Annotated in this window: 22 protein-coding genes and 2 pseudogenes; 17 read left to right on the top strand and 7 right to left on the bottom strand. The window is 58.5% G+C overall.

Annotation, left to right across the window (positions count from 1 at the left end; genetic code table 11):
• Nucleotides 1-3: 3 nt before the first annotated feature.
• The 4 genes from ACEF39_RS12895 to ACEF39_RS12880 all read left to right on the top strand — a co-directional run bounded on the left by ACEF39_RS12895 (nucleotide 4) and on the right by ACEF39_RS12880 (nucleotide 4,028).
• Nucleotides 4-1,197 carry an MFS transporter gene (locus tag ACEF39_RS12895; RefSeq protein ID WP_337302026.1) on the top strand — a complete coding sequence of 398 codons (1,194 nt, stop codon included), beginning with the start codon at nucleotides 4-6 and terminating at the stop codon, nucleotides 1,195-1,197.
• Nucleotides 1,198-1,449: 252 nt separating this feature from the next.
• On the top strand, nucleotides 1,450-2,223 hold the full coding sequence (locus ACEF39_RS12890) for an SDR family oxidoreductase (RefSeq protein WP_500285332.1): 774 nt from the start codon (nucleotides 1,450-1,452) through the stop codon (nucleotides 2,221-2,223).
• 101 nt (nucleotides 2,224-2,324) lie between these two features.
• Nucleotides 2,325-3,041, top strand: a complete 717-nt coding sequence (locus ACEF39_RS12885) for a type 1 glutamine amidotransferase domain-containing protein (RefSeq protein ID WP_337302025.1) — start codon at nucleotides 2,325-2,327, stop codon at nucleotides 3,039-3,041.
• Nucleotides 3,042-3,122: 81 nt separating this feature from the next.
• On the top strand, nucleotides 3,123-4,028 hold the full coding sequence (locus tag ACEF39_RS12880; protein WP_265951469.1) for a LysR family transcriptional regulator: 906 nt from the start codon (nucleotides 3,123-3,125) through the stop codon (nucleotides 4,026-4,028).
• An 875-nt stretch (nucleotides 4,029-4,903) separates the two neighbouring features.
• On the opposite strand, the gene ACEF39_RS12875 is transcribed toward ACEF39_RS12880, so the two are convergent.
• On the bottom strand, nucleotides 4,904-5,803 hold the full coding sequence (locus ACEF39_RS12875; protein WP_265951468.1) for a LysR substrate-binding domain-containing protein: 900 nt from the start codon (nucleotides 5,801-5,803) through the stop codon (nucleotides 4,904-4,906).
• Between the two features lie 127 nt (nucleotides 5,804-5,930).
• Here ACEF39_RS12875 and ACEF39_RS12870 point away from each other — a divergent pair, with 127 nt between their 5' ends.
• Genes ACEF39_RS12870 through ACEF39_RS12860 form a run of 3 tightly spaced genes read left to right on the top strand, consistent with a single transcriptional unit; the run spans nucleotide 5,931 to nucleotide 7,671 of the window.
• On the top strand, nucleotides 5,931-6,491 hold the full coding sequence (locus ACEF39_RS12870) for a hypothetical protein (RefSeq protein ID WP_500285331.1): 561 nt from the start codon (nucleotides 5,931-5,933) through the stop codon (nucleotides 6,489-6,491).
• Nucleotides 6,484-6,810, top strand: coding sequence for a hypothetical protein (locus tag ACEF39_RS12865; protein WP_265951466.1), 327 nt, complete (start codon nucleotides 6,484-6,486; stop codon nucleotides 6,808-6,810). Before ACEF39_RS12870 ends, ACEF39_RS12865 begins: the two co-directional genes overlap by 8 nt.
• Before the next feature lie 9 nt (nucleotides 6,811-6,819).
• On the top strand, nucleotides 6,820-7,671 hold the full coding sequence (locus ACEF39_RS12860) for an MBL fold metallo-hydrolase (RefSeq protein ID WP_500285330.1): 852 nt from the start codon (nucleotides 6,820-6,822) through the stop codon (nucleotides 7,669-7,671).
• A gap of 72 nt (nucleotides 7,672-7,743) precedes the next feature.
• Here the strand turns inward: ACEF39_RS12860 and ACEF39_RS12855 are convergent.
• Nucleotides 7,744-8,086 (bottom strand): annotated as a pseudogene (locus ACEF39_RS12855) (site-specific integrase); the annotation flags it as partial.
• Nucleotides 8,087-9,114: 1,028 nt separating this feature from the next.
• Here ACEF39_RS12855 and ACEF39_RS12850 point away from each other — a divergent pair.
• Nucleotides 9,115-9,474: a type II toxin-antitoxin system PemK/MazF family toxin gene (locus ACEF39_RS12850; RefSeq protein WP_500285329.1), complete on the top strand. Its 360-nt coding sequence runs from the start codon at nucleotides 9,115-9,117 to the stop codon at nucleotides 9,472-9,474.
• 82 nt (nucleotides 9,475-9,556) lie between these two features.
• Here ACEF39_RS12850 and ACEF39_RS12845 read toward each other — a convergent pair.
• The 3 genes and pseudogenes from ACEF39_RS12845 to ACEF39_RS12835 form a co-directional block, all read right to left on the bottom strand.
• Nucleotides 9,557-10,947: pseudogene (locus ACEF39_RS12845) on the bottom strand (site-specific integrase).
• A 1,366-nt stretch (nucleotides 10,948-12,313) separates the two neighbouring features.
• Nucleotides 12,314-12,793, bottom strand: a complete 480-nt coding sequence (locus ACEF39_RS12840) for a hypothetical protein (protein WP_500285328.1) — start codon at nucleotides 12,791-12,793, stop codon at nucleotides 12,314-12,316.
• A gap of 335 nt (nucleotides 12,794-13,128) precedes the next feature.
• The gene (locus tag ACEF39_RS12835) at nucleotides 13,129-13,782 is read right to left on the bottom strand and encodes a DUF6988 family protein (RefSeq protein ID WP_500285327.1); all 654 of its coding nucleotides are present in this window, start codon (nucleotides 13,780-13,782) and stop codon (nucleotides 13,129-13,131) included.
• Nucleotides 13,783-14,082: 300 nt separating this feature from the next.
• On the opposite strand from ACEF39_RS12835, the gene ACEF39_RS12830 reads away from it, so the two are divergent.
• The 3 genes from ACEF39_RS12830 (at nucleotide 14,083) to ACEF39_RS12820 (ending at nucleotide 17,231) form a co-directional block, all read left to right on the top strand.
• Nucleotides 14,083-14,994: an SHOCT domain-containing protein gene (locus tag ACEF39_RS12830; RefSeq protein WP_500285326.1), complete on the top strand. Its 912-nt coding sequence runs from the start codon at nucleotides 14,083-14,085 to the stop codon at nucleotides 14,992-14,994.
• Nucleotides 14,995-15,146: 152 nt separating this feature from the next.
• Nucleotides 15,147-16,148, top strand: coding sequence for a DUF4917 family protein (locus ACEF39_RS12825; protein ID WP_500285325.1), 1,002 nt, complete (start codon nucleotides 15,147-15,149; stop codon nucleotides 16,146-16,148).
• Between the two features lie 321 nt (nucleotides 16,149-16,469).
• Complete coding sequence (locus ACEF39_RS12820) at nucleotides 16,470-17,231, top strand: OST-HTH/LOTUS domain-containing protein (protein WP_500288021.1); 762 nt, start codon at nucleotides 16,470-16,472, stop codon at nucleotides 17,229-17,231.
• A gap of 49 nt (nucleotides 17,232-17,280) precedes the next feature.
• Here the strand turns inward: ACEF39_RS12820 and ACEF39_RS12815 are convergent, their stop codons facing one another.
• Together ACEF39_RS12815 and ACEF39_RS12810 are read right to left on the bottom strand one after the other, a co-directional pair.
• Nucleotides 17,281-18,141, bottom strand: coding sequence for an ImmA/IrrE family metallo-endopeptidase (locus ACEF39_RS12815; protein ID WP_500285324.1), 861 nt, complete (start codon nucleotides 18,139-18,141; stop codon nucleotides 17,281-17,283).
• A 20-nt stretch (nucleotides 18,142-18,161) separates the two neighbouring features.
• Nucleotides 18,162-18,482 (bottom strand): helix-turn-helix domain-containing protein, encoded by a 321-nt coding sequence (locus tag ACEF39_RS12810; RefSeq protein ID WP_500285323.1) that lies wholly within the window; start codon nucleotides 18,480-18,482, stop codon nucleotides 18,162-18,164.
• A 659-nt stretch (nucleotides 18,483-19,141) separates the two neighbouring features.
• Between ACEF39_RS12810 and ACEF39_RS12805 the strand changes: the two genes are divergently transcribed.
• The 6 genes from ACEF39_RS12805 to ACEF39_RS12780 all read left to right on the top strand — a co-directional run bounded on the left by ACEF39_RS12805 (nucleotide 19,142) and on the right by ACEF39_RS12780 (nucleotide 22,937).
• A complete protein-coding gene (locus tag ACEF39_RS12805; RefSeq protein ID WP_019184226.1) occupies nucleotides 19,142-19,312 on the top strand; it encodes a hypothetical protein in 171 nt (56 codons plus the stop codon).
• A gap of 65 nt (nucleotides 19,313-19,377) precedes the next feature.
• Complete coding sequence (locus ACEF39_RS12800; RefSeq protein ID WP_478436664.1) at nucleotides 19,378-19,596, top strand: hypothetical protein; 219 nt, start codon at nucleotides 19,378-19,380, stop codon at nucleotides 19,594-19,596.
• A gap of 118 nt (nucleotides 19,597-19,714) precedes the next feature.
• Nucleotides 19,715-20,152 (top strand): hypothetical protein, encoded by a 438-nt coding sequence (locus ACEF39_RS12795; RefSeq protein WP_500285322.1) that lies wholly within the window; start codon nucleotides 19,715-19,717, stop codon nucleotides 20,150-20,152.
• 61 nt (nucleotides 20,153-20,213) lie between these two features.
• The gene (locus tag ACEF39_RS12790) at nucleotides 20,214-21,335 is read left to right on the top strand and encodes a DUF4062 domain-containing protein (protein WP_500285321.1); all 1,122 of its coding nucleotides are present in this window, start codon (nucleotides 20,214-20,216) and stop codon (nucleotides 21,333-21,335) included.
• Between the two features lie 105 nt (nucleotides 21,336-21,440).
• Nucleotides 21,441-21,941, top strand: coding sequence for a hypothetical protein (locus ACEF39_RS12785; RefSeq protein ID WP_080114862.1), 501 nt, complete (start codon nucleotides 21,441-21,443; stop codon nucleotides 21,939-21,941).
• A 102-nt stretch (nucleotides 21,942-22,043) separates the two neighbouring features.
• Nucleotides 22,044-22,937: a MobA/MobL family protein gene (locus ACEF39_RS12780; RefSeq protein WP_500285320.1), complete on the top strand. Its 894-nt coding sequence runs from the start codon at nucleotides 22,044-22,046 to the stop codon at nucleotides 22,935-22,937.
• The last annotated feature ends 20 nt before the right edge of the window (nucleotides 22,938-22,957 follow it).

The following is a 22,957-nucleotide window of genomic DNA, read 5'->3' as shown; positions in this document are numbered from 1 at the left end:
GCCATGAACGAGCGCATGCCTTTCGTCATCTACGTCTTCGCGCTTTGCGCGTTCGCACTGGGTTTCACCGAGTTCGTGACCATCGGGCTGGTCTCCACCATCTCCAGCCACCTGCATGTCAGCGTGGCCCAGGTCGGCACGGCGGTCACGGCCTATGCGCTGGGCGCGGTAATCGGTGCGCCGGGCCTGACCGCGCTGGCGAGCCGCTGGCCGCGCAAGCCGCTACTGCTGATGGCGATGGGGCTGTTCACGCTGGGCAACGCGGTGGTCAGCTTGTCGGATGCGCTGACGCCTTTGCTGATTGCTCGCTTCGCCTCGGGCCTGGGGCACGGCGTGTTCCTGGCCGTGGCCTCGAGCGTTGCCACGCAATTGGCGGGCCGGCATCGGGCCGGGGCGGCGGTGGCTGTAGTGTTCGGCGGCCTGACCTTGGCCCTGGCGTTGGGCGTTCCTCTTGGCACCTACCTGGGCGCCGTGCTGAGCTGGCAAGTCATCTTCATGGCGGTCGCCGCGAGCGGCGCGATTGGTTTCCTCGGCCTGCTTGCCCTGATGCCGACGGATCGGAACGACGGCTCGGCGCAGGCCAACGCAATGGATGGTCTCAAAGCCATGTTCAATCCGCGTCTGCTGGCCGGAGCCGGCATCACTGTGTTGGCCTATGCCGGGTCGTTCGCGCTCTACACCTACATTTCCCCGATCCTGCTGCAGGTGACGAACGTCAGCGAGAGCAGGGCCAGCCTGTTGATGCTGGGCTATGGCGTGATGGCAGCCATTGGCAACATCTGGGGCGGACGCCTGACCGACCGCAAGGGTGCGGACTTTGCCGTGATGATCGTACTGGTCGGCTTGGCAGTGGTGCTGCTGGCGATTTGGGTATCGGCACCGTCGTTGCCATTGATGGTGTTGTTGACGGGCTTGCTGGGTGCGCTGACCTATGCTGCGGTGCCGGCTTTGCAGGCGCGTGTGATCGGTCTGTCGCAGGTCCACGCGCCGCAGGCGCCGGCGGTGGCAGCTGGGCTGAACATCGCCGGCTTTAATGGCGGTATTGCGCTGGGTTCGCTGCTGGGCGGTGCCAGTCTGGAGGCGATGGGGCTGACCAGCACGGCGTGGGTGGGGGCGGTTGCCGTTGGCCTGGGGATCCTCTGGATGCTCTGGCAGATGCGGCGTCCGGCATTTCAGGTTGAAAGACTTGTGACCTGATCATTCCGCTGGCACCGGTTCGTGCCGGCGGGCAGCGTAGGCATCTACCCCGCCAGGAGCCACAAATGGGGCTGTCTTCATGGGATAGCTCATGGCGCGAGCCCTCATTTTCCGGTGCGAGTTGTGAAAGCCGAAGCCCAGCGTTCCTTCATTGGGCTGTTTTTCTGGATTATCTATCCAGTCAGTGACGGATTATCGCTTGGCAGGAGCCGCCTAAGCTCAACTCTCCGTGACTCGTGAAGGAGTTTTTCCATGGCAGACCATTCCATCCAGGGCAAGGTTGTCCTCATCGCCGGCGGCGCCAAGAACCTCGGCGGCCTGATCGCCCGCGACCTGGCCGCGCAGGGCGCCAAGGCCGTGGTGATCCACTACAACAGCGCCGCCTCCAAGGCCGATGCCGACGCCACCGTCGCCGCGGTGCAGGCCAGTGGTGCGCAGGCCGTGGCGTTGCAGGGCGACCTGAGCACGGCCGGTGCCGTCGAAAAGCTGTTCGCCGACGCTGTCGCGGCGGTCGGCAAGCCCGACATCGCCATCAATACCGTCGGCAAGGTGCTCAAGAAGCCCATGGCCGAGATCAGCGAGGCCGAGTATGACCAGATGACGGCCGTCAATTCCAAGACCGCCTTTTTCTTCCTCAAGGAAGCCGGCAGGAACCTCAACGACAACGGCAAGATCTGCACGATCGTGACCTCGCTGCTGGGCGCCTTCACCCCGTTCTATGCCGCCTACGCAGGCACCAAGGCGCCGGTGGAGCATTTCACCCGCGCGGCCTCCAAGGAGTTCGGTGCACGCGGCATCTCGGTCACGGCCATCGGCCCGGGCCCGATGGACACGCCCTTCTTCTATCCGGCCGAGGGCGCCGATGCGGTGGCCTACCACAAGACGGCCGCGGCGCTTTCGCCCTTCAGCAAGACCGGCCTGACCGACATCGAGGATGTCGTGCCCTTCATCCGCCACCTGGTGAGCGACGGCTGGTGGATCACCGGGCAGACCATCCTCATCAACGGTGGATACACCACCAAGTAGGCATCCATGCCCGCCGCCGGGGCCTGGGCCCGGGCGATAGTTGAACTTTGGAGGGCACAGCCATGCCAGCGTCTGACCTGAAAGTTGAAACCCGCATCGGCGTGAAGCGCAAGCCGCGCCGCATCCTGTCGATCGTCTCCAATACCGCCCAGCTGAAGGGCTTTGCGGTGGGCTTCTTTGGCGAAGAGATGACCCGCGCCTTCCTGATGTTCACAGAAGCCGGGCATCGGGTGGACCTGGCGTCTCCGGAAGGCGGCGAGGTCATGATCGACACGCACAGCGACCCGCGCACGCCCGGCGGCCCCTACGCCGACGACCTGGTCACTCTGGGCTTCGTCCATCACGCCGGGTTTGGCCCGTTGCTCAGGCAGACGCTGCCGATCAGTGCGGTGAACGTGGACGACTACGACGCGGTGTGGGTTGCCGGCGGGGGCGGGCCGCTGCTTACCTTCAAGGACGCCCCGGCGCTGCACGCGCTGATTGCCGACTTCTACGAGAAGGGGAAGATCGTCGCCTTGATCTGCCACGGCGCTTGCCTCCTGCTCTGGACGCGGCTGTCCGATGGCAGGTTGCTGGCCGAAGGCAAGACCTGGACCGGCTTCAGCGACGAGGAGGAGGACGAGGTCAACAAGGCCTTTGGCATGACCCTGAACGACTACACCATCCAGGGCGAAGCCGCCCGGATCCAGGGCACCACCTACCGCTGCCGGGGCGCGAACGAACCGTTTGCGATCCGCGATGGGCGCTTGATCACCGGGCAGCAGCAGTACAGCAGTGGGCTCACCGCCGAGCTGGTGCTCGATGCCTTGGACGAGTAGGGTCCTTGGACATGACGAGCACTCGCATGTGTGGGGGCCGTCGGTGTTATTTGGTGGTTGCGCGATCGTGGGAAAGGATGAATGGACAAACTCGGTCAGTACCGCATCTTCGTTCAGGTTGCCGAGATGGGCAGTTTCATCAAGGCCGCCCATGCGCTGGACGTGCCGCGCGCATCGGTGTCTGCTGCCGTCCAGCAACTTGAGTCAGCCATGGGCTCGCGCCTGTTGCACCGAACGACACGGCAGGTGCGACTCACTGCCGATGGCGTGCAGTTGCTAGAGCGCGTCCGCCTGTTCCTCTGCGACGCCGAAGACATCGAGCAGCTGTTCCATGCCAGCCAACGCAAGATTTCGGGACGGCTCAACGTGGACGTGCCCAGCCGCATCGCGCGTCGGCTGATTGCCCCTGCACTGCCCGGCTTCTTCCGTCGCTATCCCGGTCTCCAGCTGGCATTGGGCTCGACCGACCGAGCGATCGATCTCGTGCAGGAAGGCGTTGATTGTGCCGTGCGGATCGGCGCGCTGCACGACAGCAGTCTGGTCGCTCGTCCGCTGGGGCATATCGCCCTGGTCAACTGCGCCAGCCCGGGCTACCTGCGTGAGCATGGCATGCCGACTAGGCCGGAGGATCTGCTCCAGGGCCACTTGTCCGTGGGCTATGCCTCGCCTTCCATCGGGCGCAAACTTCCCTGGGAATACGTTGTGTCGGGCCAGGAACGGCTGGTCGCCGTAGCCAGCCGGGTGGTCGTCAACAACGCCGAAAGCTACATCGCCTGCTGCGTGGCGGGGATGGGATTGATCCAGATTCCCCGGTTTGATGTCCAGCACCTGCTCGACAGGGGCGAACTTGTGGAAGTCATGCCCGGCTTTCGCGCCGCGCCCATGCAGGTATCGCTTGTCTACCCCAACCGCAGGCAGCGTTCTCGCCGACTCAATGCCTTCATTGAATGGTTTGAGGCGCTGATGCGGCCCCACCTCGACCTGTGAGGCCTAGCCAGGTCGGCGATGGGATGGCTGGAACCAACCTTGGCCGGCTGTCAACGCAGCAGCGATGGACGCGTTGGATCAGACGTCCCCACCAATACGCCAGCGCGGCCGTATCAGATGCGGAGGTCTTGAACACGCCAGCGCTCGTGATGAGGAGGGGCGAGCACTCCTGCCATCGCCTCCATCGGGAGAATGAAGTGGCTTGGAGCGTTCCGCGCAAAAAGTAATATATATGTTTGCAAATATGCGGATTTAAGTAAGCTATATGTTTATGTCAAAGGCTTCCCGCGCAATCCAGTAACTTCCATGGTCTACCGCAGCTGCAATTTAGAAGCTTGGGGCGGATTCGGCTGTGGCCAGATTGAGGCGCGGAGAGTCCCTTAAAGCATGGGCCTAGCGACTGGGTGTTTCAGTGTCTACGTTGCTTCGCCTTGAGGCCGGTGACCCCTCCGTAAGATTGGGCATCGTGGCCACAGCTCTGTGGCTTATTCAGCGAGACGATGATCCAGGGTGTTGGCCAGCCCGGAAAGAGATCTGGGGGGAGTTGAGCGTACGGGACGCGGTCGGGCTAGGTCGTGCACGTGCCCAGGCATCCGCCGAGGCTCGGGTGAGCAGGCGGAGGAAGGAGGATGAAGATCAAATTTGATCAGCTTTATCTGAGGATTCCGGATGATCTACAGCGCTTTCCGGCCATTGCTCTCCAGAGGACTCTGTTGCCGAGTTTCTGAGAGCACAGTTCCCAGCACAGTTGGATGTGACGAAGTTCGGCCACATGGTCGTCTAAGTGAATCATTCAACGAAGGGGCGCCTGCATAACCCTCTTAGCGGTAGGCCAATGCTGTCATTGCGAGCGCTCCTACGGCGTGGTCATCAAGTCAGTTTTCCATCCGAGCCGCGCGGGCCTCTTCCTGCAACCAGTGTGCAAACGCTTGCACTGGACCGGCAGTCAAACCGATCGGTTCGGACAGCACCAGGCAGAACGTCTTGGACACCGCCTCGCCTTGCGGCCATGGCGCCACTAGCCGACCTTGCTCCAGCTCTGTGTCCACGTAGAGGCGTGGCACCAAGGCGACCCCGAGGCCTGCAAGCGCTGCTTCAATCAACATCGCATGAAGGTCGAAGCGTGCCCCCACCGCTGGGTTGGTGAGGGGTATGCCTGAGTCCTTGGCGTAGCGGTGCCAGGCATCGGGGCTTTGTCGTCGGTGTAGCCGCGGCAGTTGGTCCAGCGAGACGCGAGCCTTTGCGCCATTGATGAGCGCGGGATGGCACACCGGCACCAGCACTTCCTGCAGCAGCGGGTATGTGCGCATACCTGCCCAGGCTGGGTGCTCGAAGTGCACGGCGGCATCGAATCCGCTGCCGGCAAGCGCGAACGGGTCAGTGCGCTCGGAAAGGTGCACGGTGATGTTCGGGTGCGCGCGACTAAACGCGGGCAGGCGAGGGATGAGCCATCGCAACGCGAAGGTGGGCGTGACGGCAATGTCCAGGCTTGCAGCGTCCTTCGGCTGGCCCATCAGGTATTGACTGTCGCGGTCCAAGCGGTCCAGCGACTCGCGGACTTGGGCAGCGTATCGCTCGCCATTGGGCAGCAGGCGGACGCGATTGCCGACCCGCTCAAACAGGGGGACCCCTAGGAAGGACTCCAGCCTGCCGATCTGGCGGCTGATCGCCCCCTCGGTGAGGGAAAGCTCTTCCGCTGCCCGCGCGAAGCTGCCGTGGCGGGCGGCGGCCTCGAACGCGGTCAGGGCGGTGCTGCTGGGAATCTTCCTGCGCATGGGGATTCAACGTGACCTTTTGTCACTGAAGCATACCGAAACATCGATTTGGTGGGAGCCAATGCAGGCCTAGCATGATGGGACATCAACAAGGGGCACGCGCACAAGCCGGCCCAGGAGTGTTCCCATGATCTACACCGTCGAATGCAGCTATTCCGACTCCGCCAGCGAGGATGAATGGAACGATTTCTACAGCCTGCACAAATTGCCTGCGCTCATTTCCGTGCGTGGGTTCCACACCTCGCAGCGCTTCCGGGCATGTGGTGCAGGGTGCCCGACCTACCTTGCCCTTCACTCGATAGACGGCCTGGAGGTCCTGCAAGGGGAGGAGTACGCCCGGAAAGGAGGGGGCAACTTCGCGCGCTGGCAGCAGCACATCACCGACTGGCATCGCAACCTATACAGTGGCTTGGATCGGGCCTTCGCCGTCGAACAGGGCGATTACCTCTTGGTGAGTCGCGTCGGCCCTGAGCCGCTCATTGCGATGGCCCCCCCCCCCGAGGCCATGCATGCGGTTGCGCTGGATCATGCGCCCGCAGCGCTCTGGCTTGCGCGCCTTCCGGCCGGGATAGCTCCAGCTGAGGAATTCCTTCCGAGTGGGGTGTATGCGTATACGCCTATGACAGCACAACTCAAGAGCGAGGCGATTGAAGGCCAACAAGGATCGGAGCAGCGCTCACATGCCTAGACTCACGATCTACTTCACCGAGGAAGGGATGCCGGCGGACAAGAGTCTGGTGGAGCTCACTGAGCGATGCGCGATGCTATGCACGGAGGTGCTTGGTGCTGCGTTGGACAACGTCCACATTCTCTACCTGGCTGCGCGCCAGGGACGGGGCCATCCGGCGTCCGCGGAACTGGCCTATCGACTGGGACCGGGGAGGACGCCCGAGCTCATGGACGAATTCATGCGGCAGCTCGACCTGGCCATCCAAGACCATGCAGGGCTGACGGCGCGCATCCGTTGCTTTGGCTACGCCAGTGATTCCCTCCACGCACGAAACTGACGAGCGGCCATGAACGCATCCATCGTTGAACGGGCTCTGCCCACCCTCCAGATCGGTGGCTTCCTGATCCAAGCGATCAGCGATGGCCATCTGACCGCCAGTTTGGATCTGCTCTCCCACATTGATCCGGCCGAGGCCGCGCAGCTACAGCTGAAGGCAGGGGTCAGCGACCCGTCCTCGATCCACATCAACACCTACCTGGTGCGTGGGAAGGACCGCACGATCCTCATCGACGCCGGTGCCGGGGGGATCAAGGGCTGGGGAGGGAAGCTGAGGGGCAATCTGTTGCGAGCCGGTGTGCAGCCCGCGGATGTGGATACGATCCTGCTCACGCATGCGCATCCTGATCATGTTGGCGGTCTACTCGATGCTCAAGGTCACCCCGTCTTCCCCAATGCGGAGCTGCTCATACACCCACGCGAGCTGGCGTTCTGGGAGGACGACGGCAACCTTGCCCGCAGCAATGATCGTGCCCGGGGCAACTTCCTGCTCGCACGGCAGGTGTTCGCCGGATACCGCCGCAACTTGCGCTTGTTGGCTGAGGACGATGTGCTGCCCGGTATTAGTATGGTCCCGCTGCCGGGCCATACGCCTGGGCACACCGGCTATCGGGTGGAATCGGAGGGCCGCAGTGCGTTGATCTGGGGTGACATCGTGCATTTCCCCCACATCCAAATTGCCAGGCCCAACGTATCCATCGCGTTCGACCAGGACTCGCAGTTGGCGGCGGGCACCCGTTCAAAGCTCTTGGATATGGTCAGCTCAGATGAGCTACTGGTGGCCGGCATGCACCTGGGGGAGATGGGGTTCGCACGTATCAATCGCCTAAGGAGGGGCTACGCAATCGCTTATGATGATTGATGAAGACAGATGGGGAGCCAGATGACGAGGCAGGGGATCTGGGGGCCTTCGCTTAGATGGTGCGCTCATGGATTACATCCTCGCTCGCTTGCTCAATCGTTCTCTGAACTGTCTCCGCGCGCATAGACGGGAAGTGACACGGCGGGCTGATAGTGAGCCAAGGCTTCAACCTGGATCTTCCTGACATTGCTGGCAGACTTGTGCACGTAATTGTCTTGCAGCACGGGCGCCTTCTTATTGAGCGCATGGCCGGTAATCAGCGCAATATGCTCAACCCTCACGCCCTTGGCAGTTCGGTTGCAAGGATATGGCGGAAGGCGTGTGAGCCGATCCCTTTGCCAAAACCCAGCCCTTTCAGGTAAGCCGCGAATTGGTTGACGAACGCTTGGCTGTAGCGCCCGTTGGCTTGATCCGTGACGAATGAGCCCGACCGGCAAGGAGCTGGCTGTGGGTCCAGCAAGCCCAGGTTCCCAACGCGGTTGACAGCCCCCGTAAGCGGACCAGCAGCGAAGGTCGAGCTGTGGCGGTGGGCTACCGTATTCCAGCCGTGTGGCTGACTTCTAGTCGTCTTACTGGGTTTATGGAGACGGAACAAAGTCGAAATCGCCTTTGATATACGCCTCTAATACGGCAAGAAGAGGCTCTGGTACCTTTGTACCGTCTCGCGTCACCTGGATGATGACTGACTGCACAATGCATCGTCGTGCGTGCGACTCGCTGGCGCTCAAAGGAACGCTACAGGGAACAAAACGGTGGGCGCGTGGGCTAGACTGATTCATCGACCGAACATAGCTCTATATGGCCGTCTGTCAAATCGCCAAATTTGCTGTTTGAGCAAATAACGCTGTGCCACGACTTTCTCATGTTGCCGGCATTTTGTCTTTTGAACACGGATGCTTTCTTGCTGATTGCGTAGCCTTGACCAGCGCAGTGTGCTCTATGCGAACGCCGTCGACGTTTGACTCTCTCCTCGGTTGCGATATGTCTCAATGCCTACCTTATTGACATGGGGTCTGTCAAATGTTATATTTAAGTATAACTTAGCCGATTTTAAGAGACGCTGATGGCCCGCAAGATCATGACGTTTGTGGATACAAATAATCCTAGAAACGTGAGTGAGAGTTCGCGTAGCGGCTCTAGCGGGCTTTCGGACAAGCCCAAGCGCCCAGTTGGTGTGCACACTGACGCGTCCTCTGGGGAAGTGCGCGCGACCCTTCGCCGCTCAGGGGGGTCAGTCATCTTGGCCTTGCCAAAGACGATGACTGCCCTGATGGGGGTGGCCGCTGACGCGGACGTAGTGCTTTCCTTAAACGGGAGGGTGTTGGAGGTGCGCGCGACCGCGGTGACCTTGGCTCAGCGTTTAGCCGTGTCACCAAAGAGGCCTGAGGACTGGTACAGGGACGATTTTTTAGGAGATGAGCTGGTCGGCAGAGAGCTTGTCTGATGGCAGTTCCCAAGCGGGGGCACATCATCCATCTGACCCTGTCGCCTACGGCCGGAAAGGAAATTCAGGATGGAGCGAGTGGGGGGCGTTATGCACTGGTTCTATCTACTCTGGAGTTCAATCGCCAGTCCGGGTTGCTTCTCATCGCGCCGATTACCCAGGGCGTTGGTATTGATGACCGACAGTCAGGGTTTATGGTGCCGCTGATGGGGTCGGGCTCCGGCGTTCAAGGTGTGGTTCTTTGCGACCAGGTGCGCACGGTCGACGCTAGGGCTCGCAAATTTCAGATCAAGGAAATGGCCTCTAGTACTGTCATCTCAGAGTCGCTGGCTGCGGTGGCGTCTCTTTTGGAAGAATGAGAAACACCACCAACATCTAGATGCATGTGGCGATTAATCTCTCCCGATCGGGCCGATTCACTAAGATCGTTCGATGGAGGGTTCACGGATACATCCTCGTCTCCTTGCTCAGTCTTTCTCTGAATTGCCCGCGCACATACATAGGAACTGAAATTGAGGGTTGATAGTGAGCCAAGGCTTCAGCCTGGGTCTTCCTCACATGGCTCGCTGACTTGTGCACGTAATTGTCTTGTAGCACCGGTGCTCTTTTGTTGAGCGAGTGACCAGTGATCAAGGCGATGTGCTCAATCGGCACTCCTTTCGCATCGAGCTCAGTGGCCAGTGTGTGGCGGAATGCGTGGGAGCCGATACCCTTGGCAAACCCAACTCCTTTTAGGTAGGCGCCAAACTGATTGACGAAGCCTTGACTGTAGCGCCCAGTGACTTTGCCGGTCTTTTTGGAAACGCTGGCGGATAGGTGTGGGAAGAGGCGCGGGTGTCCGCAGGCTTTGATGTCAGCCACGAAGTCCAAGAAGCCCGCCTGGATCAGCCTGGCGTGGATCGGCACCTTGCGGATCGCACTCTTCCCTTTGATGCTTTGGCGACTACGGCGCCCTGCGCTTTGGGCGAGGTCTTCATCCACGGTCTTCTGCACAGAGAAGCACCACACGCCATGGTCTTGAACGATGTCAGCCACTTTGAGCTGGGCGATCTCATTGATGCGGGCGCCTGTATACAACGCGATGAGCGGGCACCACCATCTGTGCGGGTACTTCCTGGCCAAGGGAGGAATGTCTCGGGGTCAAATATCTTCTGGACCTCCTCAGTGGAGAGCAGGCGGTCGGGCTCATCTTGATCGACCAAAAGCTCTTCTCGTGCTGGCTTGAACGCATCCATTGGTGAGTGAGGAATGGCGCGGGCTTTGACTAGGGTGTTGAAGAAGGAGGCAAGGAAGCGGCGATGGAGCTCAAGGGTGGAGTTGGCCAGCTGCGGTCGTCCTTGGCTCTGGCCCTGGGCGATCAGTAGTTCAGGAGTTAAGCCCCTACAGGCAGGGTTTGTCATGAAGTCATGAGGCGCCCAGCGCAGCAGATCCCACATCTGATAGATGTGCGTGTGATCGATCCGAGAGGCAGAAGTGTTGCCGGTCACTCGTTGCAGAATGGCAAGCGTCCGCTGGTAGGCATCGATGGTGGTGGTGCGAAGGTTCTGCCGTTCCTTGTCTTTGAGGAAGTCGTCGACCTCTTCTGAAAGAAGCCTGGCGGGGGTGGCCAAGGGCAGGGGCTCCGGATAGCGGGTGCCGTTTCGCCGTAGCCGGCGGATCTTCTCACTGTGGTCGTAGGTTGCTTGAACCAGGTCCTGCAGATGAAGCGCGCCTGCGCGATCTTGAATCACCATATCGCCAAATTCGACGTTGCCGATACGTATGCTGCGGATATAGAGCTGGCCCGTAGGCTTTTGTAGATAGTGATTAAGTTGAGGGTGTTGAAAGTGCATCTACGATCCAATTGCAGAAGGTAGATCTTTGATAAGGTGGCTCAGATTTATGTCAATCCAAAATCATGGCAGGAATTTCGAGTTCAAGGACGACTTAGGCAATGCAAAAATGTGTCTCGAAAATGTCGAGAGTTGCGTGGTGAGTTTTGTCTTATTCTTTGGTTGAAGGTTATATGCGCCATGGCTTCCGATGATGCCTATTCGGTCGAAACCATATATGCGCGTGTAGTGTTTTAAATGTAAAAATGCTAGGAAATAGAGACATAAATCACATTATCAAAATGAATGGCGGATAAATCGCAGCCCATTTGCCTAAAGTGAATCTACTTAAGAAGGCAGTTAGGCAATCTGAAATCGGAGCGCTTCAAGCCGAGCGAGATCTACGGCGGTGGTCTTGCGATTTTGAGACAAAACAAGCGCTAGGGCCGGTGGCTGGCGGTCGTTCCTAAGTAGCCTGACTCAAGCCCAAGGCGTAAGCGCCTGGCGGGTGCGTCAACCGTCTCCTGTCACGGAGAGGGAATGTTGACAGCCACTGACCAGGCGCTAGGTTGGTGGCAGGAGCACACCATGAACTACACCGTCTTTAAACAATGCCATTGCAGTCCTGCTCGTCTGCCTTTCGTCGAGGGACTTACGGTTGGTATGCCATCTATCGTCCGGACCTCCGGCACACATGCTAAGGCTCTAAGGTCGCGCGCGACTCGCTGTCTAGCCAACCATCAATTCGATACGCCTCTACGGGCAGTCAAACGGCGTGACCTCGCGGCGCTTATTGAGATGCTTGATCAGTTACACGAGGCTGCCCGCTGTGATCGAGCGCTCACCGAGGCCTGCGAGGGCGGTTTCCTGGAAGCTGTGCAAGTGCTTATTGGCCGAGCGAGCACGTCCTGGAGGATGGAGCGCGCGTTTCTCTTGGCCGCCGAGAGAGGTCACACGCGCCTGGCTTTGTTGCTGCTTCGCATAGGACTGCCAGATGTCGCTCGATTTTGCTCGAGAGGAGCTGCACTGGCGTTGCCGTGGGGTCATCGCACTACGGCGAGAGTCCTGGTTCGCGTTGCTCTCTCCACACAGTCGGATGATCAGCGAGCCTTTATAGGGCTCCTTTCTATAACGAACAGGACGGGCGACGCTCACCTAAGCCAAGCGATCCTTGAGAGATCTCTGATCCCTAATGCGGCATACGCAATGCGCGCAGCACTCCTGACGGGGCACTGGGAGTGCGCAGCCGTAACCTGGCGCTATCTCAACGACGAAGGTAAAGCTTATATCGAGCGATACTATGGCCGTGAGATGGCCCAGATGGAAGCTTGGCTGGCGCGCTCACTTTTGTTGCACAGCACGCCCCCGGTTAACCCAAAAGTGCCCTTTATCTGCCGGGTGTAGAACTCCATGGCGAGCGGGGCCGAGGCACTTTGTTCGAATTCTCCAGCGTATCCTCAGACTTGGCATTAATTAGTGTTGAGGCAAAATCTGAGACTTTCTGGGAGATCGAGTCGGGGTCGAACGCATTATCCTCACCATATGAAGGCCAGTCATTCGGGAGCGAAACATCTCTGTAGTCGTCGAGCCCCAAAGAGGATAGATAATTTTCGATCACGCTTAAATATTCCGCGGGGTGCTCATCGAAGTCTAGCTGGTCTGAAATAGATGCCAGCGCTTCTGTATTTTCCACCCATTGTCCTTCGCGCCGCCCTTTGATCAGCCATGAGATCGTCAGTGCCGTCTGAAAGGCTGTGTAATCCCAGGCCAGCATGCGTGTCGAAAGAAATTGATAGGGCTTATCGAGCGGAAAGAGAAGGATGGCTTGAACTTCCTTGATGCGTTCAGTTTGCTCCGATGTGAACATGCTTGGTCCTTTATGGGCGAATCCAGAACCCCGAGCATACATTGGTCACGCGTTGGCTGCTCAGGCGCACAGACCAGAATGGAATGGTTCGGTTGATTGGGGATGGGGTGCGCCTCAGAGCGGCGTTGGCTTGAGATGGCGAGTGCGTGGCTTAGCAGCTGGTAGTTGGCTTTCACGCTAGGAAGCGGCAGGATCGCTTCCATTCCGGATGCCAGCAGGTATAAATCGGCTCTTCTTACACTGCCACCCCATGCTGTCTTGGCTTGGAAGGGCGACGTCAGTGAGCGTTTGCAGCTGGGAGCTGTTCCCGCCCACGAGGGCTACCCTCAGCTTTCCTACGGCCTTTTCGCAGTCGGGATGATCTCGTTAAGCTCCCCGAGAACAGCATGCGCGAGGTCTGGGTCAAAATCTCCAGCAATCATTACCATAATCTGGACCACCATCATCGCAATGGCTTCAGCGTGGTTCAGCACTTCGATGATGAGCTCCGGCGGGACCGCGGGGCCGACGCTCTCCCGCTGCGTATAGGCACCAACCATCTGGCTTCCTGCGTGCGTAAAGCTATGGAACTTGTCCCAGGCATTTGCGTGCTGTTTGCTAAACAAAGGGAACTCATTAAAGGGCGGGACCTGTTCGATCTGTTCGGCGAGATTGACTTTGGGGGGCTTGTCTTTTGTGATGAACGTTTGGACTTGGTCGTCCGTCGCGCAGAGTGCAATCCAGGCGCCTCGTTTGAGTGCCTCATTCATTGGCCGGAGTAGTGCAAATGCTGATCCGGACAGTTCGATGCCATGGTGATAGAGGAGCGAATTGATGCTCGCAGCATGATCGAATGAGACCCTGAGCAGCGTCCATGCCACCATATATTTGTCTGGCAGGCCAGCTGGCAGGCTAAGGCGGTTGGCGAGCACGCCTGCGGCATTCAAGGTTCCCGCAGTCCGCTTGGCGTAGTCTTGGATGGAAGTAGGGGGATTGCTTGGATTGTTCATTTCACCGCCTAAGCTCTTATCAGAAGGGGAAGTCACCGCGCCCCGGACGTCAAGCTCAGCGTCCTCGCGATCCAGTATTGCAGTATTCCCCGGGTTGCCGGGTTGTGCTTCAATCCGGCCAGCTCGCCGACGCAGCTGCTCGACGTTATCCGGCTTCCCGCCGTTCAGTTCCCCGGGCCGGGCTGTTTGCTTCGGTCTAGCAGGAGCGTGTCGGCGGGCCGCCCCTGACCTGTGTAGTTTTCGTTAAAACGGCTACTATTGCGGGAATGCTTGACGTCGAATGCTCTAGGGGGAGCGCACATGACCATTCACAGGCTTGTATTTCTGCTCGGTTCCATCGTCCTGCCGTTCACTGCGGCTGGTTCCCAGCTGTTCGCTGTAACTCCCAGCGGTATGCCGGAGGCGGTGTTCCCAAGCAAGGCGTCGGTTGCGGTTTCGCGCTTGTCGAGCAAATGCATGGACGTCCAGTGGACGGTCGTAAGCAGCGGTGATACAGAAGTTGTTTGCGAGTCTCCATTGAGCACCGGCCAGTCCATCATGGGGCAGATGCTGCTCGGGAACAGCTACTCCACACCGCCACGGCGTTTCTTCCGCTTTAACGTCAGTGAGATTTCCGGAGTATCGCGCGTCCAGGTATCGGGTTGGCTGGAGACCCAGATGGCATTCGGCCAGATGCAGCGTGCTCCTTTCTCCGGGGCGGATTTCCATAACAGCATCATGAACTTCCTAGTCAGCGCGGGAGGCTCGTTTCCCCCAGGAACGACGTTCCCTAACCACGCCATGCTAGGAGTCTTAGGGCAAGTCGCTCCGCGCGGCAGGCACGCGGGCTACGTGGTGAGTGAGGTGACGCCGGGTGCAGCTGCGGACCGAGCGGGCGTCAAGGCAGGAGACGTCATTACCTCAGTGGCCGGAAAGAAGTTCAAGACCGAAAGTGACTTCTTGGACGGCTTGGAAAAAGCCACCAAGGCACCGACCTATCAGCTCGATGTGACGCGCAGCGACTCTCCACTCACGTTCACCGTCGAGCGTGACTACCGCCCCACGACTACTCAGGTCCTCAACTCGGTAGAGGAGCCCGCAGATGCGCCGGTCCCTATCGCAAAACCCCTATCGGTCGCTGACGAACTGGCAAAGCTTCTGAAGCTGAAGGAGCAAGGGGTCTTGACCCAAGCCGAGTTCGACGCTCAGAAGAGCAAGCTGTTGAGCCAATGAGCATGCGGCGTGACTGGTCCGGTGTTTAGCCAGGCAGCTCGCCTGCCACGGACCTAGTCTTACCGTTTCTCGTCTCCATGCTTGCCAGATGCGGATGTCGGACTGAGCGCAAGCAAAAATGATGTAGGAAATTCCCCAGTGGACTGGCATCTATGACCTACGCGATTCGACAGTGGTCGGACATTGCGTCTAACTATCGAGGAACCGCCATTCTGGGAAATGGCGCAAGCATTGCAGTAAGCACCAGTTTCTCCTATGGATCGCTACTCGGGGAGGCGAGCTCAAGCAAGCTCATGGCTTCTGATGTAGAGCAGCTATTCACTTTCTTCAAGACAACGGACTTCGAATTGATCCTGCGCATCGTATGGCAGGCATCGAATGTCAACCGATCATTGAGCATTGAGGACAGCCGAACACGTAAGGCGTACTTGGGGGTTCGAGAGTGTCTCATTCAAAGTGTGCAAGCAATTCACCCCGAGTTCGACCAGGTCAGGGAACACTTGCCTGCGATTTACCAGTTTCTCAAGCACTTCGACACGGTTGCGTCGCTGAACTACGACCTCATCGTCTATTGGGCCCTGATGCATGGCTATAAGCAAGATGACGAGCATGCCATTAAGGACTGCTTCGGTGCAGACGGGCTATTTCAAGATGATTGGCGCAGATTGAGAGCGCCTATTCGTGGGCAGCGTTCTACAACACTAGTGTTCTACCCTCACGGGAATCTGTCGTTGTGCCGCGACAGCGTAGAGCAGGAATTCAAGATCCACAGCAACGATGCTGGTCTGCTTCAATCGATTCTAACGCACTGGCGGAGCGAGGAAGTAGTGCCATTGTTTGTGAGTGAAGGAACTTGGCAGCAGAAGGTAAGTTCGATCAAGAACAGCTACTACCTCTCAACGGTTTATCGGGAGGTGCTGGGTTGCGAGCGCGAGACGCTCGTCATTTATGGATGGGGGCTGGGTGATCAGGACATCCACCTGCTTCAGCGGATGCGAGATACTGGCATCCGCCGCGTGGCGGTCTCAGTGTATGGCGGAGACCAAATTTATTGTAATCGGGTTGTTCCGATCATCCGGGACGCTTTGGGTGCGGTGCCCGTGGAGTTCTTCGACAGTCAAAGCGCCGGATCCTGGAATAACCAAGGCGCGTAGTGTCAGCGTCCCCTGTGCCTAGATGTGTAGCGACGGCACTAGTCGCCAGCGGAGCAATGTGGATCAGGGGGACTGTCGGTCGCCTGGAGGCCGTCGAATTTAGGCTTGGAGGCATCTGTCTAGATGCATAGCAGCAGCGCTTCGCGGCCTAGATTTGATGCCGGCTGTGAATCGATAAGCCCGTCTTGATAGTCTTGCATACGCATGGAGCCGAATTGCATGGTTGACTCTTCTCCCTCTGACCTACTGCGAGTTCCCCAGCGGGAGGTGCAGCGGCTCTTGGGCCGGTGCCTTCTTCGCATTCAGCAGTACGAGCGCTTGATCAAAGCCATCGTGGCGCACCACGAGATCTGTGGACCCGTATCGTCCCTGGACGCCATCCGGTCCGCTCGTATTGCTGATGCGTCAACAAAGAGCTTGGGGCTCTTGGTCGGGAAACTTATAGGGTCCTATCTGGTCAATGGCTCTGGTCGCGACACCGACCTGGCCGATCCTGATTCTGGAGAGGCGGCGACGGTTCGAATGCAGCTCCGGCTTGAAATGGGCGCTGAGGACTTTGAGCGGACCCAAGCGGATCTCAAAGATCTGGTAAGGCTCCGGAACGACTTGGTCCACCACTTCATCGACCAGTACGACGTTTGGACCGTGCCGGGCTGTGCGCGCGCCGAGCAGGCGCTGCTCACCACCTACTGCCGCATTGATCATCACTTCGAGCAGTTGCGCAGCTGGGCTGAGAACATGGAGCAAGCGCGCCAACTTGTCGCCGAATTTGTCCAGTCTGAGGTATTCCGCGACCTGGTGATCAACGGCAATGCGCCAGATGGTTCGGTCGATTGGCCAAGCTCAGGAATCGTTCGACTGCTCCGGGAAGCGATGTCCGAACTGTCCGTGGATGGTTGGACGTCCATTGCCGCCGCGCAGCGGTACATTCAAGCGTGCGAGCCCGATCAGCTGCCGGAGAAGTACGGATGCCGCACTTTCAAGCAGGTCGTGCACCAATCCCGTTTATTCGAGCTTCAATACAGGGAGAGAGACGGTAGACGTGAGGCCCATTTTAGAGATCGTGCAGATTCACGAGGCTGATTAGTGCAGCGCCTCAGAATCGAGGGGCAAGCCTAAGTTTCGCTAGAGGTCAATATTGCCGAGGCGCCCAAACCTTTGAACCCCTAGGCAAAACTAGGAGTGTCAGGGTGTAGTCGAACTGGTCGGCACTGATCTTCATTTCTTTAAGGCTAAGTCCATTTTCCGCATGCTTGAACCAAGCGCTAGCAGGAAGTTCCACGCCCAGTCGTTCGTGCACGATCTGGCCGTTGGCAGCTAAGGTGTCCTCACCGATGGCAATTGCGCTTTGCCGCGCACGGAAGAACGCGCCACCAGCCCGTGCCGATCGGCTCGAGATCGACCAGTTGATGAAGCCATCGGTGTGAGAAATGAGCACTGCGCAATGGTCGGTGTGGTCGATCCAGCGCAATGCAGCAGCAGTCAGCGAGACGCCATATCGATCGGCGCAGTCGGCGAGCACCCCAAAGTCGGCGCCGTCCTGGGTGCTTTGGCGGAAGTCATCCAGGGGCATCAGAAGCGTTGCGGCAAAGGCGTTGGCCTGGGCTTCCATTGATGCTTCTTGCTCGGTCAGGCTCACCATGTCTTGCGTGGCGCACCGGAAGTCGATGCGATCTTGTCGATGAAGCAGGTAGTGGCCAAGCTCGTGAGCTTGCGTGAAGCGGATGCGACCAGCGGATTTCAATGTCTGGTTGTAAAGCAGCATCCATTTGCTGCGCGTGTCGTTCGCGAAAAGTGCGCCTTCAAAGGACTTGATGTCGGCCGATTCGACGTTGGTGATGGGATCGTTCCAGTGAAAGATCTCCGCCGCCCCCTTGGCCAAAGCCACGACATCAACTGGAAAACGCGGGTCCCCGTGCGCCGCCGACATTGCGTTGAGCAAATGCGTCAGACGGTAGGCAGCCTTGGAGGGAGTAAGCACATCAGCGTTCATCGGCCAATCCTTTGGCAAAGTTAGGACTTCTTGAAGGTTTCCATGATCCTGCGCATCTGCTCTTTGGCGGTTGAGTCAAGCTCGCCGTAGTTCCTAAAGAACGCTTGGTCCAGATGTCGCTCCTCAGGACTCGTCGCTTCCTCATCCAGGAAATAGGACACATCCATAGAGAGGGCCTTAGCTAAGGCGGCGAGCTTTTCAACCGACGGGCGAGGGGACTCTCGGTTCTCCAACTCCCACAAATAGCTCTTACTCATGCCAGCGGCGTCAGCGAGCGAGTCAAGCGTGAAACCCTTTTCGCGCCTTAGGTTCTTGATTTTATTGCCAAAAATGGTGGGCATCGACAGTTCCTTGAAGGCCGGCACAGCGCCAGGTGCCACTATACCGAACAAAAGCTTTGACAGGAGCGAACGAGGCAGGCAATATCGTCCTGAAATTCGCTGCACCGAACAAAAAATATCGCTATAAAAACGTGACTGAGTTCACATTTCGCCAACATGCTGTGCTAGAGTCCAACGCAAAAGGGCCCGACCGGATGGTCGAGCCCAAGATATAGGGGGTGATAATTCTATCAACACAACATGCAGTGGTTCAGAAGGTCACTGCATGAAGCTAAAAAACCTCACCTGTAAGGCGTTCAGCCGGTGGGGTCTTTAAGATTGGCTGCCTCGCAAACAGCCGTAAAAGTATAGCGCTCTGCAAAAGAGTGTCAATACACCAGTCTTGAAGTTGTCGGATGAGCGCCCTCAACCAAGAGGACCACCGGCCGTGTCTACAACGACCGCTACCCCTCGTCCTGGCTACAAGCTCATCTTCCGGGCAGTCATTACCTTGAAGAACGGCAAGAAGCTCCACGCTTCTGCTGCGGGCTTGAAAGCTTGGCCGATCTGGGTTCCTGACGTGTAGTCAGGTGATGTGCGGGGCAGCATCGCTGCCCCGTCTTCAACGGTCAGGACCTGTCGCCTCTTGTGCTTTTCTTCCTCAACTACCGAGAACTTCAATGGCTACCAATCCACCGAAAGGCGACGGTCACCGCAATGGCGCCGTGCGCAACCGTTCGCAAACACAGACCCCGGCCGGCAATTTCGTCAAGCGCGACACTGGCACCGGGCGCTTCATGGACGTCAAAGCAGACAAGACGCCCTTCAAGGGCGTGCGCAAGGAAAAGTAAGTGACGGTCGGTGGTGCTAAGGCGCCGCCGACCTCTTAGCTGCTGTCAGTTTCAGGAGAAGCGCTTTGCCGAACTTCATCATCAACCAAAACCCCCAGACCAACGGCGACCATGAGGTGCATAACACCACTACTGGATGCACCTACATGCCGTTGGCGGCTAACCAGATCAGTCTGGGATCTCATTTGACTTGCAGGCAGGCCGTGGCTGCTGCGAAAGCCAATTGGCCGCAGAGCCGCATCAACGGCTGCTACTACTGCGCCAATGCGTGCCATACCAGCTGATGCTTCATCCAGGGTGCCGGCATACCGGCACCCTACGTCGCCCCTCAGCGTTCATGGTCCGTTGACTCAAAACGGAGCAGTTCACTTCTATCTCTCTTCCCGACTATTTGGATGACACATGGACAATTGGCTTTCGCAGGCGGTGATCGGCGGGGTAGCGGCTTCAATAGTGATTTTCCTGGCGCGTTGGGCCTACGGAAAGGTGAGCTTCTGGAACGAACAAATGGGCTTGGCAATCAATCGAGCCGAGCTGAGGAAAATTGAGCAGCTCAGCGCAGATCGGCTCAATGTCTTGCAGTTCCTTCTGATCCAGGTTCTTTGTTGCTTTGGCATCTTAGGGATCGCCATCATGCTCACCCTCTTTGCCTTCATGACGGGTGGGGCGAAGTGGATCGCTCCAGGACTGGGTGTCCTAGGTTTTTCGATCTATGGGTGCGTGATCTATCCGCTCGGTATGTTGATTCGCTTGCGCAAGGGCGACGCATACATCGAACGCCAACGAGCGCGTATTGAGCTGGCAGAGAAGCGTCTGGAGCTTCGCCAGGCGAAGACCTAGACTGGGAATGCTCCTCGGTAACTTGGAAATCTGGCTGCTCTCTTACCCCACGGAGTTCTGAATGAAGGTTTTTATCAGTTCACTTATCAGCGGGATGGAGGCCGAGCGAGCGGTGGTTAGGCGAGCACTGTCGACGCTTCGGCACCAAGCGGTGATGGCCGAAGACTTCCCTGCGCAGCCCAACTCGCCCCAGATCGCCTGCCTCACGGGATTGCGGCAGGCCGATCTCGTGATTCTAATCCTTGGCGCGCGCTACGGCGCCAAACAAGCGTCTGGTTTGTCTGCAACTCACGAAGAGGTGCGCGAGGCGTTAGGCAGCAAGTCGCTGATGGTCTTTATGAAGGCTGGGGAAGAGCTCGAGACCGAGCAACAGGCTTTGGTGAATGAGCTTGGCACGTGGGAAGCGGGGCTTTTCCGTGCTCACTTTGAGACGCTCGAAGAGCTTTCCGACAAGGTGGTCCAAGCGGTTCACGATTACGATTTGGCCAACGCAGTTGGCCCGTTCAACCCGGATGCCTTGCTCGCTCGGGCACTTGCGCTCTGCGGAGGCGAGACGAACCAGCGCATGAGTGGGAACGCGTTGGAGGTGGTTGTTGCGGTGGGTCCCGAGCAGAGCATCCTCCGCCCAGCCCAGATGGAAGTGTCCACGCTTGGCGAGGAGATCAAGCAGCGCGCCATGTTTGCCAACCCGCGCATCCTGAGTTCTGAGCATGGCGCGCGCGCGACCATGCAAGGGGAGACGTTGGTGCTGCTTCAAGAACGGCACGGCCACGTGGACGCCAAAATCGCTCTCTGGCCCACGGGAGACATCCAAATACGCCTGCCCATTCCCCCTGCGCCTGGCAGCATGGGTTCAATGGTGCTCTTGGAGGAGGAGGTTAAATCTCAGCTCACCGCATCGTTGACCTTTGCCAACTGGCTGCTATCGCACGTCGATCCCACCGAGAGACTGACCCATTTGGTTGTCGCGGTACGGATCACTGGCAACGATGGCGCTACCTGGCGAACGACCGCCGAGCATCAGCAGAGTCCCCAGTCCATGTCGATGGCCATGCGATGGGGTGAAGCGCCAGCGCCTGTCACGCTGAGGCCCGCGCATCATCAGCGTGCAGTTCTACGCGTTCAGCTCCACTCTTTGGTGGAGGATTTGCTTGTCTTGCTTCGGCGCCAATGGTCTTCATAAGACGCTTGAGGGGTATGTCGACGATGTCGCCATGTGTATCTCCAAAGTCCTTTCCCTAAGGGGCTTGATCCAGCAGCATGTTGCGCTCAGATATCGAGGTGATCCATGTTCATGCCAGCAGAGGCGTTCGCAGAACGCGTGCCACAAGATCTTGCCCCCGGCAGCATTTTTCGGTTTCGCGAGGCTTGGGCATTCTTTGTTAGCCACGAACATTCAGAAGGCGCCCCCGTCCCCAGCTTCATCATGCTTCAAGGGGAGCGAGTGGGCACGCTCTTCAAAGGGGTCGAAGCAATGCAAAGCTGCCTCACATTGGCTGAGCCCTTCGCGTGGTTCCCTGCCATTCCCGCCGGCGTAATGCCAACGCGTGACGTATTCGAAACGGCTTCTCTGTCGGTCACTGCGTCCGGACCGATCCTCATTGGCGGCATGCCAGAGCGATGGGGCGGCCCTGATAAGTTCGCTTTCGGCATCAATGGGAAGTGCCTCGGTGAGGCCCCAAGAGGGGCGGTCAATCGATACGCAAAGTGGACTGCGGAGCTGTGCCATCCATCCCGACCGTTCGTCAGTCTTGGTCGGATTTTTGCTGTTGATCGATCACGAGAGTGAATCCATCCTAGGCAACGAAAGCACTTAAAAATAAGGGTTTTCAAGCTATTGCGCTTCCTGAATCTTGAGCCATAACCAATGGACTAAGACACGGGAAGCTTCATGACTATCGAACACACACGCATAAAAACGTACGGCCGAGCTAAGGGCCATTCCGCCCTCGCAGCGGCTGCCTATCGGGGCGGATTTCTGCTTATTGACCCCAAATCAGGCATCAAGCACGACTACCGAGGCAGGGCTGGCATCATCCAAGCGTGCTGCTTGGCTCCCGCGGGATCGCCTGCCTGGGTCAATGACCCGCAGCGCCTCTGGGCGGCGGCTGAAGCGGCAGAGCGTCGCCGGAACAGCACCGTCTGCCGCGACCTCACCATTGCCTTGCCGCACGAGCTCGACGACCGCGAGCGTTGGGACCTTGTTCTCGACATTTCGCATGCACTGATCGAGAGATACGGCTTTGCGCTACAAGCGAGCCATCACCGGCCAACCAAGGACGATCCTCGCTACTTCTACGCCCACGTCCTGGTGACGACGAGGCGCATGGAAGCCTCTGGGCTGGCAGCCAAGACGCGCGTCCTAGACGGAAGAATCAACGGTTACGGTGAGGTGCTCTGGATTCGAGCAATGATCTCTGGACGCATAAATGCGCATCTCGGTCTAGGCGAGCCCCAGATTGAGCCCAATCCCGAGAGCCTGGCCAAGCGCCTCGAATTGCGTCGTGGAGAGAGCAATCCTGGCAACGGGCACGTGAGCTTTGAGCAACTCCTGGATCGCTATCGCAAGGAAGGCAAGCTTCTGCCGGTCCCAGCGGGTCACACGGCAGGGCGAGCCCGAGGTGAACAGTCCAGGGCGCTCCCCATGGTTGCCGGTATACCTTCTCATTCGCTCCCGTACAGCCCTGCCACTGACGCACTCCCGGTGCTACCCAGTGAGCTGCCTGGTGCGGCTCTAGAGCCCAATAGGCGGGTAGGGGAAGACCTACCGCGCAAAGCGGACTAACCCGACTGGACGAGTGCAGA

The organism is Stenotrophomonas indicatrix, assembly GCA_041545745.1.
GTDB lineage: Bacteria > Pseudomonadota > Gammaproteobacteria > Xanthomonadales > Xanthomonadaceae > Stenotrophomonas > Stenotrophomonas indicatrix_A.
Note: the sequence above shows the minus strand (reverse complement) of the source record. Positions and strands in the feature narration are given on the sequence as shown.